Source organism: Streptomyces marokkonensis, from assembly GCF_039539045.1.
Classification (GTDB): Bacteria; Actinomycetota; Actinomycetes; order Streptomycetales; family Streptomycetaceae; genus Streptomyces; species Streptomyces marokkonensis.
Genome location: NZ_BAABCQ010000022.1, coordinates 35,487 through 50,135, shown reverse-complemented (window position 1 = coordinate 50,135; position 14,649 = coordinate 35,487). Strand labels below are relative to the sequence as shown.

Below are 14,649 nucleotides of genomic sequence, written 5' to 3'. Positions count from 1 at the left end.
GGACAGGGACAGACCACCGCGCAGCGACTCGGCCATCGCCTCGAAGGACGACCAGCAGTCGCCGCCCCAGTGGACGGGGTACTGCTGGCCGCCCGCGGTCGCGGAGCGGGCGAAGAGGACGGCCTCGCCCTGCCCACGCTCCTTCTCCAGGAGTTCGAAGACGGTCCGGTTGAAGAGGTGCGTGTAGTAGTTGTGCATGCGCTCCGGGTCGGAGCCGTCGTGCCAGACGACGTCGGTGGGGACGCGCTCGCCGAAGTCGGTCTTGAAGCAGTCCACTCCCTGGTCGAGCAGCGGCTTGAGCTTTCCGGCGTACCAGTCGCGGGCGGCGGGGCTGGTGAAGTCGACCAGGCCCATGCCGGCCTGCCACAGGTCCCACTGCCAGATGTCGCCGTCCGTCCGGCGCACCAGGTGTCCGAGGGCGGCGGCCTCGTCGAAGAGGGGGGACTTCTGGGCGATGTAGGGGTTGATCCAGGCGCTGATCCTCAGCCCCTTGGCCTTGAGCCGGGCGAGCATGCCGTCCGGGTCGGGGAAGACGTCCGGGTCCCACTGGAAGTCGCACCACTGGTACTCGCGCATCCAGAAGCAGTCGAAGTGGAAGACGGAGAGCGGGATGCCCCGTTCGGCCATGCCGTCGACGAACGACGTCACCGTCGCCTCGTCGTAGGAGGTGGTGAAGGACGTGGTGAGCCACAGACCGAAGGACCAGGCGGGCGGCAGGGCGGGGCGGCCGGTGAGGGCGGTGTAGCGGGTGAGGACGTCCTTGGGGGTGGGGCCGGCGACGACGTAGTACTCCAGCGTCTGGTCCTCGACGCTGAACTGCACCTGGCCGACGGACTCGGAGCCGACCTCGAAGGAGACCGAGCCGGGGTGGTTGACGAAGACGCCGTAGCCGCGTGAGGAGAGGTAGAACGGGATGTTCTTGTAGGCCTGCTCGCTGCTGGTGCCGCCGTCGGCCTGCCACATGTCGACGACCTGGCCGTTCTTGACGAACGGGGTGAAGCGCTCGCCGAGGCCGTAGATCTGCTCGCCGACGCCGAGCGCGAGCCGGCTCAGCATGTGGTGCGCGCCGTCGTCCGTGGTCGCGAACGCGGTGCTCTTGGCGCCCGCGTGGGTGAGCTCGCGACCGTCCGCGTCGTGGAAGCTGAGGCCCCAGGGGCCCTCGCGGTCCAGGCGGAGGGTCAGCGGGCCGCTGGTCAGCTCGGTGACCGTGCCGTCCTGGCGCACGGTGCCGGCGCCGTCCGCCGCGCCCGCCAGGGCGAAGTCGGGGCCCGGTCGGCGTTTGCCGGCGTGGTGGGTGACGCGGACGCCGATGACGCCCTCGGCGGGAGAGAAGCACTCGACCGTGAGGAGCGGCGCGTTGAGCGTGTCCCCCCTCCGCGTCACCTTCTTCACGGCGGCATACGTGGTGAAGCGCTTCGATTCGGGGCGCACATCGCGTACCTCGGTGGCGTACGAGAGATGCACGCCGTCACGGATGAGCCAGAAGCCGTCGGTGAACTTCATGATCTTCCTTGGGTGCGGCGGGAGCTGTCGGATGGGAGCACGGGGGCCGTCTCACAGCGTTTTGATCGTACACAAAACAAATCCGTACGCGGAGGCCTTCGCGAAGTCTTCACCGCGCTGAACAGGCGTGATTACCCATCAGAACAGCCCACTCACCCCACGGAGTAACGAGACCGGGGCCACTTTCCTCTAGCGCGACAGCACGTTCGTGACGTATTAGTCATCACATCAAACAAAACGGTCCGGCAAGGAAGCCGGACGGTACGACAGCAAGGGCCCCGCACCATGTCGAAGCGCTTCACCTCGCTCGCCTTGACAGCACACCCTCCGGCTGCCACGCACCGCGGGCGAGGACGCTCACGCCGAGCCGTCGCCCCGTTCGCCGCCGTCTCCGTCCTGGTCGCCGGCGCGGCGCTCACGGGCTGTGGGCAGCAGCGCGACGCCGACGTGTACACCGTGATGAACTCCTCGACCGACGAGTCCTACCACCGCTGGGACGCGGAGGCGATGGCCCGCTGCGGCAAGCAGCTGGGCATCACCATCGAGCAGCAGAGCGTCCCGGCGTCGCAGGTGATGACGAAGGCACTGCGGATGGCGTCGTCCAAGTCGCTGCCCGACATCGTGCAGTTCGACGCGTCCGAGATGCCGACGTTCGCCGACGCGGGCGGGCTGACCGACCTCGAATCCCTCGGGCTGAGCACCATCGGCATCCCCGAGGGCATCGTCGACTTCGGCTCCTACGAGGGGACGTACTACGGCGCGGCCCGGTCGGTGAACACGCTCGCGCTCTTCTACAACAAGGACGTCCTCGACAAGGCGGGCCTCGACGTGCCCGCCACGTGGGAGGAACTGCGGGAGAGCGCCGAGAAGCTCACGCGGGGCAACCAGTACGGACTGGCGCTCAGCGCGGGCGGCGCGGAGGACGGCGTCTTCCAGTTCACGCCGTTCATGTGGTCCAACGGCGGTGACGAGACGGACCTGGACAGCCCGCAGGTCGTCGAGGCCCTCGACTACTGGAAGGGCCTGCTGAAGGACGGCTCGCTCTCGAAGTCCACGGTCAACTGGACGCAGGCGGACGTCAACGACCAGTTCATGGCCGGCAACGCGGCCATGATGATCAACGGGCCGTGGCAGGTGGAGACCCTCAACAGCGACAAGTCGCTGAACTGGGGCATCGCGCCCATCCCCGTGCCCGAGGCCGGCGACGACTCGGTGGGGCCGCTCGGCGGCGCCGTACTCACCGTGCCCAACACCGGTGACGAGGCGCGGGAGAAGACCGCAGGCAAGATCGTCGCCTGTCTGGCGAGCGAGAAGGAACAGCTGACCTACGCGCTCAACAGCTGGATGGTCCCGGCCAACGCCGAGGCCGCCGCCGTCTGGCGCGAACAGGTGCCCGAGCTGGACTCCCTCGCCGACCAGGTGGCCGTCGCGCGGTCCCGGACGGCGAAGCTCGGCGCCGGCTGGTCGAGCGTGTCACTCGCCCTGCAGAGCGCCTTCCAGTCCGCTCTGACCGGCCAGTCCAGTGAGACCGCCCTGAAGCGCGCCCAGCAGCGGGCCACGAGCGGGAACTGAGGAAACGCGCCCATGACCACGTCCACCGTCACCACCCAGACGCCCGCCAAGGCGTCCAAGACGGCCGCCGCGCCGGACCCGGACCGGCTCAGGCGCCGGCGCCGGCTCGCCCAGTGGGGGTTCGTCGCCCCCGCCGTCGTCTTCATGCTGCTGTTCTTCGGCTACCCGCTCGTCCGCAACGTCGTGATGAGCTTCCAGCACTACACACCGAAGACCTTCTTCACCGGTGAGGCGCCCTTCAACGGCGCCGACAACTGGTCCAACGTGTTCCAGGACGCCCTGTTCGGCAAGGCGCTGTGGCACACCCTCGTCTTCACCGCGGGCTCGCTCGTCGGGCAGTTCTGCATCGGCATGGCGCTCGCGGTGTTCTTCAGCCGCCGGTTCCCGCTGAACGGGGTGCTCCGTTCGCTGATCCTGCTGCCCTGGCTGGTGCCCATGGTGGTGTCCGGCATCGTCTGGCGGCGCATCCTCGACCAGGACACGGGCGTGCTGAACTCGTTCCTGGAAACCGTCGGGATCGGCGGCAGCACGCCATGGCTGACCAGCCCGGAGATGGCCCTGGTGTCGGTCATCCTGGTCAACATCTGGATCGGCATCCCGTTCAACATGGTCATCCTCTACGGCGGTCTCCAGGAGATCCCGAAGGAACTGCACGAGGCCGCCGCCCTGGACGGCGCCTCGGCGTGGCGGACCTTCCGCTCCGTCACCCTGCCGATGCTCAAGCCCGTCATCACCGTCGTGCTCGTGCTCGGCTTCATGTCGACGGTCAAGATCCTCGACCTGATCCTCGCCCTCACCGACGGCGGGCCGGCCGACGCCACCCAGACGCTCGGCACACTCACGTACCAGAACTCTTTCGTGCAGCTGGACTTCGGCGCGGGTGCCGTCGTCGGCAACGTACTCATCCTGATCTCCGCCGTGTTCGCGGTGTTCTACCTGCGGGCCAACCGCACCGAGGGGAAGTGACGTCCATGGCCTCCCACACGCCCACAGCCTCCCGGCGCCGCTGGGGTTCCACCGTCGCCGGCGTACTCGTCCTCGGCGTGATGCTGTTCCCGCTGTACTGGATGCTCAACACCGCGCTCCAGCCCGAGTCCGGGCTGCTCCAGGTCGACCCGGTGCCGGGCAGCCTGGACCTGTCCGGGTTCTCCAAGGCCATCAGCGACCAGGGCGGCAACCTGCTGACCTCGCTGGCGGTCTCGCTCGGCGCGGTCGCCATCTGCCTGGCGGTCTCGGCGCCGGCGGCGTACGGCCTGGCGCGGTTCGGGCTGCGCGGCTCGCGCACCATCGTGTTCGGCACGCTGATCACGCAGATGGTGCCGGGCATCGTCATCGCCAACGCGCTCTACAACTCGTACGTCGACCTGGGCCTGGTCAACTCCTACTTCGGCCTGATGCTGGCGGACGCCTCGCTGGGCATCCCGTTCTCCATCGTGCTGATGCGCGCCTTCATGGTGTCGATCCCGGGCGAGGTGATCGAGGCCGCGCAGATCGACGGTGCCGGGCCGGTGCGGACGTTCGTGCGGGTCGTGCTGCCGATGAGCCGCAACTCGCTGATCACGTCCGGGCTGTTCGCGTTCCTGTTCTCGTGGAGCGACTTCATGTTCGCGCTCACCCTGAACACGACGGACGACGTCAAGCCCATCACGCTGGGTATCTACCAGTACATCGGCGCGCACGTCGGCGACTGGGGCTCGGTGATGGCCGCCTCCGTGCTCTCCGCGATACCGGCGGCGATCCTGCTCGTCCTCGCCCAGAAGTACATCGCCGCCGGCATCACCGGTGGTTCCGTCAAGTGACCCCCGGGTGCACCCCGGTGTGCACCCTCGTACACATGGAGATGAGCTGCACAGCATGAGTGACTTCCCCAGTTTTCCGCCCGGTTTCGTGCTCGGCGCCGCGACCGCCTCGTACCAGATCGAGGGCGCGGCACGGGAGGACGGACGCGGTCCGTCGATCTGGGACACGTACAGCCACACCCCCGGTCTGGTGGTGAACGGGGACACCGGTGACGTGGCCTGCGACCACTACCACCGCTACCCCGAGGACGTGGCGCTGCTGCGCGACCTGGGTGTGGACTCGTACCGCTTCTCGATCGCCTGGCCGCGCATCGTGCCCCAGGGGTCGGGCGCGGTGAACCAGAAGGGCCTGGACTTCTACTCCCGCCTGGTCGACGAGCTGCTCGCGGCGGGCATCGAGCCGGCCGCCACCCTCTACCACTGGGACCTTCCGCAGGCCCTGGAGGACCGGGGCGGCTGGCGGGTGCGGGAGACGGCGGAGCGGTTCGCCGAGTACACGGCCGTGGTCGCCGAGCACCTGGGCGACCGGGTGCCGCGCTGGATCACGCTCAACGAGCCGTGGTGCAGCTCCTTCCTGGGCTACTCCATCGGAAGGCACGCGCCCGGCGCCAAGGAGGGCCGGGGCGCCGTGGCCGCCGCCCACCACCTGCTGGTCGGCCACGGTCTGGCGGTGCGCGCCCTGCGGGCGGCCGGGGTGCGCGAGGTGGGCATCACGCTCAACCTCGACCGCAACCTGCCGGCCACCGACTCCCCCGCCGACCTGGCTGCCGTGGTCCGCGCGGACACCCAGCACAACCTGGTGTGGACCGAGCCGATCCTCGCGGGCCGCTACCCGGCCACCGAGGAGGAGACCTGGGGCGAGCTGATCACAGGGGAGGACTTCCGGCGGGACGGCGACCTGGAGCTGATCTCCCAGCCGCTGGACTTCCTCGGCGTCAACTACTACCGGCCGATCGTGGTCGCCGACGCCCCGCACCGCGAGAGCGACCCGGCGCTGCGGGTGGCCACGGACAACCGCTACGAGGAGGTCCGGCACCCGGGCGTCCGGCACACCGCGATGAACTGGCCGGTCGTCCCGGACAGCTTCACCGACCTGCTCGTCCAGCTCAAGAAGCAGTACGGTGACGCGCTGCCGCCGATCCACATCACGGAGAACGGCTCGGCGGAGGACGACGCGCCGGCCGCCGACGGCGCGGTGCACGACGCCGACCGCGTCGCCTACCTGCGCGATCACCTCACCGCGCTGCGGGCGGCGATGGACGCGGGAGTGGACGTACGCGGGTACTACGTGTGGTCGCTGCTGGACAACTTCGAGTGGGCGTACGGCTACGACAAGCGCTTCGGCATCGTCCGGGTCGACTACGACACGCAGGAGCGCACGCCGAAGGACAGCTACCGCTGGTACCGGGAGATGATCGCCGCCAACCGGGGCTGACCTGGAACGCGGGGGCAGGAGGCAGGGAGCCGGAGCGCGGCTGACCGGTACGACGGCCGGAGCGCGACTGCCCCCTGAACGCGGGGGCCCTGGCCGGGCGGCCCCCGCGTTCAGCCCTGCTCCCGCTCCGCGCACGCCGCCGGGTCGGCCAGCACCTCACGGACGATCACCCCGGCCGCACCCCGGGCCGCGTCCCCGAGAGACGAGGAGGCCCGCAGCCGCTTCCCGTCCTCGCTCCACAGCCCGGAGACCACGCGCAGGGCGAGCTCCCGGTCCACGGCAGGGGCCAGCCAGTCCATCAGCTCGCGGTAGACCCCGCCGAGCATCACCGCGTCGGGGTCGAAGAGGTTCACCGCGCCCGACAGGACGACGCCCAACCGCTGTCCGGCGCGCTCGATCGCCGACAGCGCGACCGGGTCGCCCCGCCGGGCGCGGCGTTCCAGTTCGGCGACGCCCTGCACGCCCGCGTCCGCGTCGATGCCCGCGGCCGTCAGCAGCGCGGCCTGTCCGGCGTACTGCTCCAGGCAACCGCGGGCCCCGCACCGGCACAGCGGTCCGTCCGGGTCGACGACCATGTGCCCGATCTCCCCGGCGAAACCGTGCGCGCCGCGCAGCAGTTCACCCCCGAGCACCAGGGCGCCGCCGATGCCGATCTCGCCGGTCAGGTACAGGAAGCTGCGCACGCCCTCGGTGCCCGCGCCGAACCACAGCTCGGCGAGGGCGGCGGCGTTGGCCTCGTTGTCGGAGCTGACCGGCAGAGGGCGGTGGGCGGGGCGCAGGGCGAGGAGCGCCTGGGCGAACAGGCCTTCGACCGCGACGCGCTGCCAGCCCAGGTTGGGGGCCTGGCGCACGGTGCCGCCGGTCACCAGGCCCGGCAGCGCGACATGGACTCCGGCCGGCACGAGGTCCTGTTCCGCCGCCGAGCCGATGGCGCGCGCCGCCAGCCGGGCCGCGCGTGCCAGTACCTCGGAGGGCTGTACCCCGCGGTTGTCGAAGTGCTCCACGAGCCGGACCCGGTCGGTGCCGGCGAGGTCGACGACGCACACGGTGACGTAGTCGATGTTGATCTCGACACCCAGGCCGGCCGGGCCCGACCGGGCCACCTTCAGGACGGTGCCGGGCCGGCCCGCCTGACCGCTGCTGGTCTTGCCCCACTCGGAGACGAAGCCGTGCTCCAGCAACTGCTCGACCAGGGACGACACCGCCGCCCGGGTCAGTCCGACATGCGTGGCGATACCGGCCCGGGTCGCCTCCCCCGCGTCGTGCACGGCTCTCAGGACCAGGCTGAGGTTGTGCCGTCTGACCGTGGCCTTGTCGGCCTTCGGCTCCAGGGGGGATGAGGGTGTTCTTCATGGTGGTGTCGAGCGTATGCGACGCCGAGGACCCCGCCCCGTGGCCCCGTGCCCGGCCGGACTCCCTTGCTCCTCCCCCGCCTCCGCCTCTAGCCTGATTTTGTGCCGCAAATAAACAAAACCCGATCGCACAACGCCGTGCCGGGCCCCAGCGACAACCTCATCCGCCTCCGCGTCGCCCTGACCGCCTTCTTCGCCCTCGACGGCTTCGTCTTCGCCGGCTGGGTCGTACGGATCCCCGCCATCAAGGAACAGACCGACTCCTCGGCCAGTGACCTGGGGCTGGCGCTGCTCGGTGTCTCGGCGGGTGCCGTCGTCACCATGACACTCACCGGACGGCTGGTCCGCCGCTACGGCAGCCACCCCGTCACCGTCGCCTGCGCGGTCCTGCTCTGCCTCAGCATCGCCCTGCCCCCGCTCACCCACTCCGCGCTCGCCCTCGGCGCCGTACTCCTGGTGTTCGGCAGCGCGTACGGCGGGATCAACGTCGCCTTCAACAGCGCCGCCGTCGACCTGGTGGCCGTCCTGCGGCGCCCGATCATGCCCAGCTTCCATGCGGCGTTCAGTCTCGGCGGCATGGTCGGCGCCGGGCTCGGCGGGCTCGTCGCCGGTTCGCTGTCACCGATACGACACCTGCTCGGTCTCACCGTGATCGGCCTGCTCGTCACCCTGGTCGCGGGACGCGCCCTGTTGCGCTGCGAACCCGCCGTGCCGCCGGACCGCACACCCGAGGACGAGAGCGCGCCGCGCCGCCTCGACCGCCGTACCCGCCGCCTCGTCATCACCTTCGGCCTGATCGCCCTGTGCACGGCGTACGGCGAGGGGGCCATGGCCGACTGGGGCGCCCTGCACCTGGAGCAGGACCTCGACGCCTCGCCGGGCCTGGCGGCGGCGGGCTACTCCTGCTTCGCGCTCGCCATGACCGTCGGCCGGCTGACCGGCACGACGCTGCTGGAGCGCCTCGGCCGGACGACCACGGTGGTGGCCGGCGGCACGACCGCCGTGGCCGGCATGCTGCTCGGCTCACTCGCCCCGTCCGTGTGGATGGCGCTGTTCGGCTTCGCGATCACCGGGCTCGGGCTCGCCAACATCTTCCCGGTCGCGATCGAGCGGGCCGGGGCACTGGGCGGCCCCAGCGGCGTCGCGACCGCGTCCACCCTGGGCTACGGTGGCATGCTGCTCGGGCCGCCCGCGATCGGGTTCATGGCCGACTGGTTCTCCCTGCCGGCCGCGCTCACCACGGTGGCGGCGCTCGCGGCGGTCGCGGTGCTCGTCGCGGTGACGACCCGGCGCGCGGCGGCGACGGGCTGAACCTCCAGGCCCCCTCTCCGGAGGATCGGGCTGATCACTGCGCGGCGGATCACGCCGAGCACTGCCCGGGGGACCACGCTGGAACGCCCTCGCAGCCGCGCTGTGTCCTGCCTATGCGACCTTGGCCAGACGGTCGAGACGATCACGGTGCGCGGTGGGAATGTCAAGACGTCCCGCAGTGAGGTTCTCCTCCAGGTGATCGGTCCGGCTGGTGCCGGGGATCGGGAGGATGACAGGTGAGTGGCCGAGGAGCCAGGCGAGCGCGACCTGCGTGGGGCCGGCGTCGAGCTCGGCCGCCACGGAAGCGATCTCGGCCTCTGCCCCCGCCTCGCCCCAGGCGACCGGGCGCCAGGGCAGGAACGCGATCCCCGCCGCTTCGCAGGCCGCGAGTACGGGCTCGTGCTCGCGGTCGAGCAAGTTGTACCGGTTCTGCACGCTGGCGACATCGACGATCGTTCGCGCCTGATCGAGTTGGTCGACGGTGACCTCGGACAGCCCGATCCGACCGATCTTGCCCTCTGCCCGCAGGTCCCGCAGCGTGCCCACCTGGTCGGCGAGCGGCGTGTCCGGGTCGACGCGATGCAGCTGGAGCAACTCGATCCGCTCGACGCGCAGCCGGCGCAGGGCCTGCTCGACCTGATCGCGCAGCACGGCCGGCCGGCCGTCGAGCTTCCATTCTCCCGCAGGACCCGATCGGGCGACGCCGACCTTGGTGGTGATCAGCAGTCCGTCCGCGTAAGGGTGCAGGGCCTCGGCCAGGAGTTCCTCGTTGGCTCCCCCGCCGTACATGTAGGCGGTGTCGATCAGCGTGACGCCCAACTCGACGGCCCGTCTGGCGACCGAGAGAGCGTTCGCGCGAGGTGGCCCCGGCTCCGTGGCCAGGTGCATGGCACCGAACCCCAACCGTCGTACTTCCAGATCCCCGCCGATACGAAACACGGTCGATGTCACGCGCTGCCCTTTCCCCGTTCAACGAGGCTACGTTAACAGGCCAGTTGACCATGACCGGTTGGCCGCCGCCGGTTCGCGACAAGGCTTGACCCAAGGGAGCGGCAGGTCGTTCGGGGCTGCCCCGGAGCCCGCTCCATCCGGCACACTGCCAGTCATGGAGATCACCATGTTCGTCCAAGTCCTGCGCACCGAGGGGACGTTGCTGGCCACGGCCGCCGAGGCGGCGGGCACCGGCGCCAAGGTGCCGACCTGCCCCGGCTGGCAGGTGCGGGACCTGCTGCGGCACACCGGTATGGTGCACCGCTGGGCAACGGCGTTCGTCTCCGAGGGGCACACCGGCCCGCGGCCCGACGGGGGCCTGCCCGAGCTCGACGGCACCGCGCTGGTGGCCTGGTTCCGGGAGGGGCACGAACAGCTCGTCGACGCACTCGCCGACGCCTCGCCCGACCTGCGCTGCTGGCACTTCCTGCCCGCGCCGTCGCCGTTGGCGTTCTGGGCCCGGCGACAGGCGCACGAGACGACCGTGCACCGGATCGACGCCGAGTCGGCCAGGGGCGGCGACCCCACCGGCATCGGCGTGGACTTCGCGGTGGACGGCATCGACGAGTTGCTGTGCGCCTTCCACGCCCGACCGAAGAGCGCGGTGCGCACCGAGGTGCCCCGGACACTGCGAGTACGGGCGACGGACCCGCCGGGCTCCGTGTGGACCGTACGACTGTCCGCCGAGCCTCCCGTGACCGAACGGGACGACGCCGGGAACGCCGACTGCGAGCTGAACGGACCGGCCGCACAGCTCTACTCGGCGCTGTGGAACCGCGGGCCGCTCCCGGAGGTGACCGGCGACGCCTCGCTCGCCGCGTTGTGGCGGGCGAGGTCGGGCGTCACCTGGAACTGAGCCGGGCCGCGCGGCGACGCCGGTCCGTCAGTCCGTCCGTCCGTCAGTCGGTCGGTCCGTCAGTCGGTCAGTCGGTCAGTCGGTCAGTCGGTCAGTCGGTCAGCATTCGGTGCAGCACCGCCCGCTGCACCGGGAGTACTTGGCCGTATATGACCCGTCCCTTCGGGGTGAGCGCCACCCGCACGCCCCGCCGGTCCTCGGGGCACATGGAGCGCTCGACAAGTCCGTCCTCCTCCAACCTGGCGACCAGCCGCGACAACGCGCTCTGGCTCAGGTGGACCCGCTCGGAGATCTGCTGGACCCGGTATCCGTAGGGGCCTGAATCGTCCTCGTCCAGCGCACCGGCCAGCACGTCGAGAACCTCGAAGTCGCTTCCGCACAGACCGTGCCGGTGCAGCGCGCGGTCGAGTTCACACTGGATGCGGGCGTGCAGGGCCAGGATGCCGCGCCACTGGGTCACGAGCGCCTGTTCGACGTTCTTCGCCGCCATGGGGCGCACCGTAGCAGAGCGGTCGCGGTCGGCGTCCGGCTGCCGAATCGGCGTGGGTCTGGGAAACTGGCCGGCATGAACACCTACGGGGGACGGCGTACGCAGGGCGAGCGGGACGCGATCACGGTCGAGATCGGATACGCGCTGTGCAGCGCGGCGTTCGCGGCGGCCGTGCTGTTCGGGGCCGTGGCGGGACCCGCGCATCTCTTCGCACCGCCGGCCGGTGTGCGGGACGTACTCGTCGGCTCGGGAGCGGTGCTGGCCGTCGTGGTGTTCTTCGTCCGCGTGGCGAGCGTGCTGGTTCGGTTCACACGGGGTGACCAACCGAGCCGACCCGGCCGCGCCAGCCCCGACTCATAGGCCAGGACGAAGCGTTCGGCTTCGGCTCCGGTCCTCGGTGTACTCGGGAACACGGTCTGTACCGCCACCCCGGAAGCCCTCATGCCGAAACTTCCTGCGCAGGTCGGCTCGCCGAACGCCGAGGGGAAGCGGGCGCTCGGGCTGCGGTCCCTGCACGCACGCGTCCTGCGCCAGTACCTGGCACTACTGTCCCCGCCTACGGTTCCGTCCGGGTGAGGGGCGCCTCACCCGCCGAGGGGAGGCTGGGGAAAACCAGGCCCACCGCGTGGGCGAGCCGCTCCGCCGCGTGACGGAAGAACGTCTCCCGGTCGTCCACGACCCGGTTGAACTGTCCGAACACCTCGAACCCGACCAGCCCGAACAACTCGGCCCAGGCCGCCGTGAACGCCGCCACCGTCTCCGGCGGCAGATCGGGGGCGAAGTCCGCGGCCATCCGGTGGGCCTCGGTCCTCAGCTCGGCGGGCAGCGGCGGCTTGGCGAGGCCCGGTCCGCGGTGTGCGTCGCGCAGGATGCTCATGAACACGTGGGCCACCCGGGCGGCGACGGGGACTGTGTCCACGGGCGCGGTGTAGCCGGGCACCGGTGATCCGTAGATCAGTGCGTACTCGTGGGGATGCGCCAGCGCCCAGGCGCGTACCGCCTCGCACACCACGGTCCAGCGGCGGGTGGGTCCGGCGTCGGCCGCCGCGTCGTGGGCCGCCTCCGCGGCCTCGCCGAGCGCGTTGTAGGCGTCGATGATGAGGGCGGTCAGCAGATCGTCGCGGCTGGGGAAGTAGCGGTAGATGGCGGACGACGCCATGCCCAGCTCGCGGGCCACGGCCCGCAGCGAGAGTTTGGCTGCGCCCTCCGCCGCGAGCTGTGCGCGCGCCACGTCCTTGATGGCGCCGGTGACCTCGATCCGGGCGCGGGCTCGGGCGCCCCGTGGGGTGTTGCTCATGTGGTCCAGTGTCTCACGTCGCCAGAGCAGTGCACACAAACGAGAGCAGTGCACGCACACAAGAGCAGCGCACGCGGACACGAGCAACGCACACAAGGAAGGGCGCCGCACGCAAGCGAGAGCACTGCTCTTGATTCCCGTGCCGATGTCAGGCACACTCGAACACGAAGCGAGAGCGGTGCTCACAAAAGCGAGCGGCGCTCGCATTATCGCTCTCACACCTAAGCGACCTGGGGGTCACCGATGTCATCAACGCCGTACTACCGCAAGGGCAGCCCGGTCACCGTCCGGCTCAACGGCGTCATCGGCTGGCTGGCCCGGCACGGTGTCAGTCTCGCCGGCGCCGCGGAGATGTCCGTCCGCGGCCGCAAGAGCGGGCAGATGCAGCGGATCCCCGTGAACCCCCACGTCCACGGCGACGGCCAGTACCTCGTCTCGGCCCGCGGTCACTCCCAGTGGGTACGCAACATGCGCGCCGCCGGAGGCGGGGAACTGCGCGTCGGACGCAAGGTCCGCGCCTTCACCGCGGTGGAACTCCCCGACGAGCACAAGCTCCCGATCCTGCGGACCTACCTGGAGAAGTGGGGGTGGGAGGTGAACCAGTACTTCCAGGGAGTCACCGCCAAGTCCTCCGACGAGGAGATCATGGCGTCCGCCGCCGACCACCCCGTCTTCCGGATCGAGGTCAGGAGCTGACCTCGTCACCCGTAGTGCCCGCAGCACCTGGACCACTCGGAGCATCCGAAGCACTCGCGCCGCCCGAGCCACCCGAGCCACCCGCAGTACTTGCGGAGTCCCCCGCGACCGCGGTCCGGCGGTCGACAGCCGCCAGCGCCCGCTGTGCCAGCGGGTAGCTGCGGACCAGCTCACCCAGCGAGGTCGAGCCCTGGGTGATGTCCTTGAACGCCTTCCAGGCCGGGCGGAAACCGGTCAGGGCCGCGTGGAAGAGCCCTGGCCGGCGCTCGAACAGCGCCAGCATCCGCTTGCCGACGCTCATCTCGACGCCGAGCCCGGCCTTGATCGCGAAGGCGTAGTTCAGGGCCTGCTTGCGCACGTCCACGGCGTCGTGCGCCTCGGAGAGTCGCACCGCCCACTCCCCCGCGAGCCGTCCGGAGCGCAGGGCGAAGGAGATTCCCTCACGGGTCCACGGCTCCAAAAGCCCCGCCGCGTCTCCGCAGACCAGGACCCGCCCGCGCGACAGCGGCGAGTCGTCGGCACGGCAGCGCGTCAGATGTCCGGAGGAGATACTCGGTTCGAAGCCGGCGAGGCCGAGCCGGGCGACGAAATCCTCCAGGTACCGCTTGGTCGCCGCGCCCTCGCCGCGCGCCGAGATCACCCAGACCGTGAGCGTGTCGCCCTTGGGGAAGACCCAGCCGTAACTGCCGGGCAGCGGCCCCCAGTCGATGAGGACCCGCCCCTTCCAGTCCTCGGCCACCGTCTCCGGCACCGGGATCTCCACCTCCAGACCGAGGTCGACCTGGTCGAGCTTCACCCCGACGTGTGCCCCTATCCGGCTGGCACTGCCGTCCGCGCCGACGACGGACCGCGCCAGCACCGTCTCCCCACCCTGCAGGACGACGGCGACCGTGCGCCGGTCCGGCACCGCAGACCCGTGCTGCTCCACCCGCGTCACCGATACCCCGGTGCGCAGCTCGGCGCCCGCCTTCTGCGCGTGCTCGACGAGCTGTTGGTCGAACTCGGGCCGGTTGATCAGCCCGAACAGCATCTGCCGGGACCGCCGGGTCCGGGTGAACCGCCCGTTGTTCGAGAACGTCACCGCGTGAACACGGTCCCGGAAGGGCAACTCGAAGCCGGGCGGAAGGGAGTCGCGCGAGGGACCGATGATGCCGCCGCCACAGGTTTTGTAGCGGGGCAGCTCCGCCTTCTCCAGCAACAGCACGCGCCGCCCCGCGACCGCCGCCGCATAGGCGGCCGAGGCCCCCGCCGGTCCCGCGCCCACCACGACCACGTCCCAGACCTGACGCGTGTCGTCCGCCGAAGAGTTCTCGCTGCTCACGATGGTCTACTGCTCCCAACAAACCGC

The 14,649-nt window shown here is 70.6% G+C and carries 13 protein-coding genes; 8 read left to right on the top strand and 5 right to left on the bottom strand.

The genetic code is table 11. The features are described 5' to 3' along the window. Positions 1-1,788: 1,788 nt before the first annotated feature. Genes ABEA26_RS08275 through ABEA26_RS08260 form a run of 4 tightly spaced genes read left to right on the top strand, consistent with a single transcriptional unit; the run spans position 1,789 to position 6,309 of the window. Positions 1,789-3,075 (top strand): ABC transporter substrate-binding protein, encoded by a 1,287-nt coding sequence (locus tag ABEA26_RS08275; protein WP_345590591.1) that lies wholly within the window; start codon positions 1,789-1,791, stop codon positions 3,073-3,075. A 12-nt stretch (positions 3,076-3,087) separates the two neighbouring features. Beyond that, on the top strand, positions 3,088-4,041 hold the full coding sequence (locus ABEA26_RS08270) for a carbohydrate ABC transporter permease (RefSeq protein ID WP_345590589.1): 954 nt from the start codon (positions 3,088-3,090) through the stop codon (positions 4,039-4,041). Between the two features lie 5 nt (positions 4,042-4,046). Further along, on the top strand, positions 4,047-4,874 hold the full coding sequence (locus ABEA26_RS08265; protein WP_345590588.1) for a carbohydrate ABC transporter permease: 828 nt from the start codon (positions 4,047-4,049) through the stop codon (positions 4,872-4,874). 55 nt (positions 4,875-4,929) lie between these two features. Next, positions 4,930-6,309, top strand: a complete 1,380-nt coding sequence (locus ABEA26_RS08260; RefSeq protein ID WP_345590587.1) for a GH1 family beta-glucosidase — start codon at positions 4,930-4,932, stop codon at positions 6,307-6,309. A 110-nt stretch (positions 6,310-6,419) separates the two neighbouring features. Here the strand turns inward: ABEA26_RS08260 and ABEA26_RS08255 are convergent, their stop codons facing one another. Further along, positions 6,420-7,586, bottom strand: coding sequence for an ROK family protein (locus ABEA26_RS08255; protein WP_425587798.1), 1,167 nt, complete (start codon positions 7,584-7,586; stop codon positions 6,420-6,422). Between the two features lie 213 nt (positions 7,587-7,799). Here ABEA26_RS08255 and ABEA26_RS08250 point away from each other — a divergent pair, with 213 nt between their 5' ends. Continuing rightward, the gene (locus tag ABEA26_RS08250; protein WP_345590585.1) at positions 7,800-8,972 is read left to right on the top strand and encodes an MFS transporter; all 1,173 of its coding nucleotides are present in this window, start codon (positions 7,800-7,802) and stop codon (positions 8,970-8,972) included. A gap of 111 nt (positions 8,973-9,083) precedes the next feature. Here ABEA26_RS08250 and ABEA26_RS08245 read toward each other — a convergent pair whose 3' ends face one another. After that, positions 9,084-9,923 (bottom strand): aldo/keto reductase, encoded by an 840-nt coding sequence (locus ABEA26_RS08245; protein ID WP_345590583.1) that lies wholly within the window; start codon positions 9,921-9,923, stop codon positions 9,084-9,086. Between the two features lie 154 nt (positions 9,924-10,077). Here ABEA26_RS08245 and ABEA26_RS08240 point away from each other — a divergent pair, with 154 nt between their 5' ends. Next, positions 10,078-10,818, top strand: a complete 741-nt coding sequence (locus tag ABEA26_RS08240; protein ID WP_345590581.1) for a maleylpyruvate isomerase family mycothiol-dependent enzyme — start codon at positions 10,078-10,080, stop codon at positions 10,816-10,818. A 91-nt stretch (positions 10,819-10,909) separates the two neighbouring features. Here the strand turns inward: ABEA26_RS08240 and ABEA26_RS08235 are convergent, their stop codons facing one another. After that, positions 10,910-11,308: a MarR family winged helix-turn-helix transcriptional regulator gene (locus ABEA26_RS08235; RefSeq protein ID WP_345590580.1), complete on the bottom strand. Its 399-nt coding sequence runs from the start codon at positions 11,306-11,308 to the stop codon at positions 10,910-10,912. Positions 11,309-11,383: 75 nt separating this feature from the next. On the opposite strand from ABEA26_RS08235, the gene ABEA26_RS08230 reads away from it, so the two are divergent. Beyond that, a complete protein-coding gene (locus ABEA26_RS08230; RefSeq protein WP_345590578.1) occupies positions 11,384-11,668 on the top strand; it encodes a DUF6332 family protein in 285 nt (94 codons plus the stop codon). A gap of 196 nt (positions 11,669-11,864) precedes the next feature. On the opposite strand, the gene ABEA26_RS08225 is transcribed toward ABEA26_RS08230, so the two are convergent. Beyond that, positions 11,865-12,605 (bottom strand): TetR/AcrR family transcriptional regulator, encoded by a 741-nt coding sequence (locus ABEA26_RS08225; RefSeq protein ID WP_345590576.1) that lies wholly within the window; start codon positions 12,603-12,605, stop codon positions 11,865-11,867. Positions 12,606-12,848: 243 nt separating this feature from the next. Here ABEA26_RS08225 and ABEA26_RS08220 point away from each other — a divergent pair, with 243 nt between their 5' ends. Next, the gene (locus ABEA26_RS08220; RefSeq protein ID WP_345590575.1) at positions 12,849-13,301 is read left to right on the top strand and encodes a nitroreductase family deazaflavin-dependent oxidoreductase; all 453 of its coding nucleotides are present in this window, start codon (positions 12,849-12,851) and stop codon (positions 13,299-13,301) included. Here ABEA26_RS08220 and ABEA26_RS08215 read toward each other — a convergent pair. Then, entirely contained in the window at positions 13,291-14,622 is a 1,332-nt protein-coding gene (locus tag ABEA26_RS08215; protein ID WP_345590574.1) for a geranylgeranyl reductase family protein, read from the bottom strand. The genes ABEA26_RS08220 and ABEA26_RS08215 overlap by 11 nt on opposite strands. Positions 14,623-14,649 lie beyond the last annotated feature (27 nt).

What these genes read in the sequence shown, in the direction of transcription:
- ABEA26_RS08275 (WP_345590591.1), top strand. Translation starts at nt 1,789, where the DNA reads ATGTCGAAGCGCTTCACCTCGCTCGCCTTGACAGCACACCCTCCGGCT.
- ABEA26_RS08270 (WP_345590589.1), top strand. Translation starts at nt 3,088, where the DNA reads ATGACCACGTCCACCGTCACCACCCAGACGCCCGCCAAGGCGTCCAAG.
- ABEA26_RS08265 (WP_345590588.1), top strand. Translation starts at nt 4,047, where the DNA reads ATGGCCTCCCACACGCCCACAGCCTCCCGGCGCCGCTGGGGTTCCACC.
- ABEA26_RS08260 (WP_345590587.1), top strand. Translation starts at nt 4,930, where the DNA reads ATGAGTGACTTCCCCAGTTTTCCGCCCGGTTTCGTGCTCGGCGCCGCG.
- ABEA26_RS08240 (WP_345590581.1), top strand. Translation starts at nt 10,078, where the DNA reads ATGGAGATCACCATGTTCGTCCAAGTCCTGCGCACCGAGGGGACGTTG.
- ABEA26_RS08235 (WP_345590580.1), bottom strand. Translation starts at nt 11,308, where the DNA reads ATGGCGGCGAAGAACGTCGAACAGGCGCTCGTGACCCAGTGGCGCGGC.
- ABEA26_RS08230 (WP_345590578.1), top strand. Translation starts at nt 11,384, where the DNA reads ATGAACACCTACGGGGGACGGCGTACGCAGGGCGAGCGGGACGCGATC.
- ABEA26_RS08225 (WP_345590576.1), bottom strand. Translation starts at nt 12,605, where the DNA reads ATGAGCAACACCCCACGGGGCGCCCGAGCCCGCGCCCGGATCGAGGTC.
- ABEA26_RS08220 (WP_345590575.1), top strand. Translation starts at nt 12,849, where the DNA reads ATGTCATCAACGCCGTACTACCGCAAGGGCAGCCCGGTCACCGTCCGG.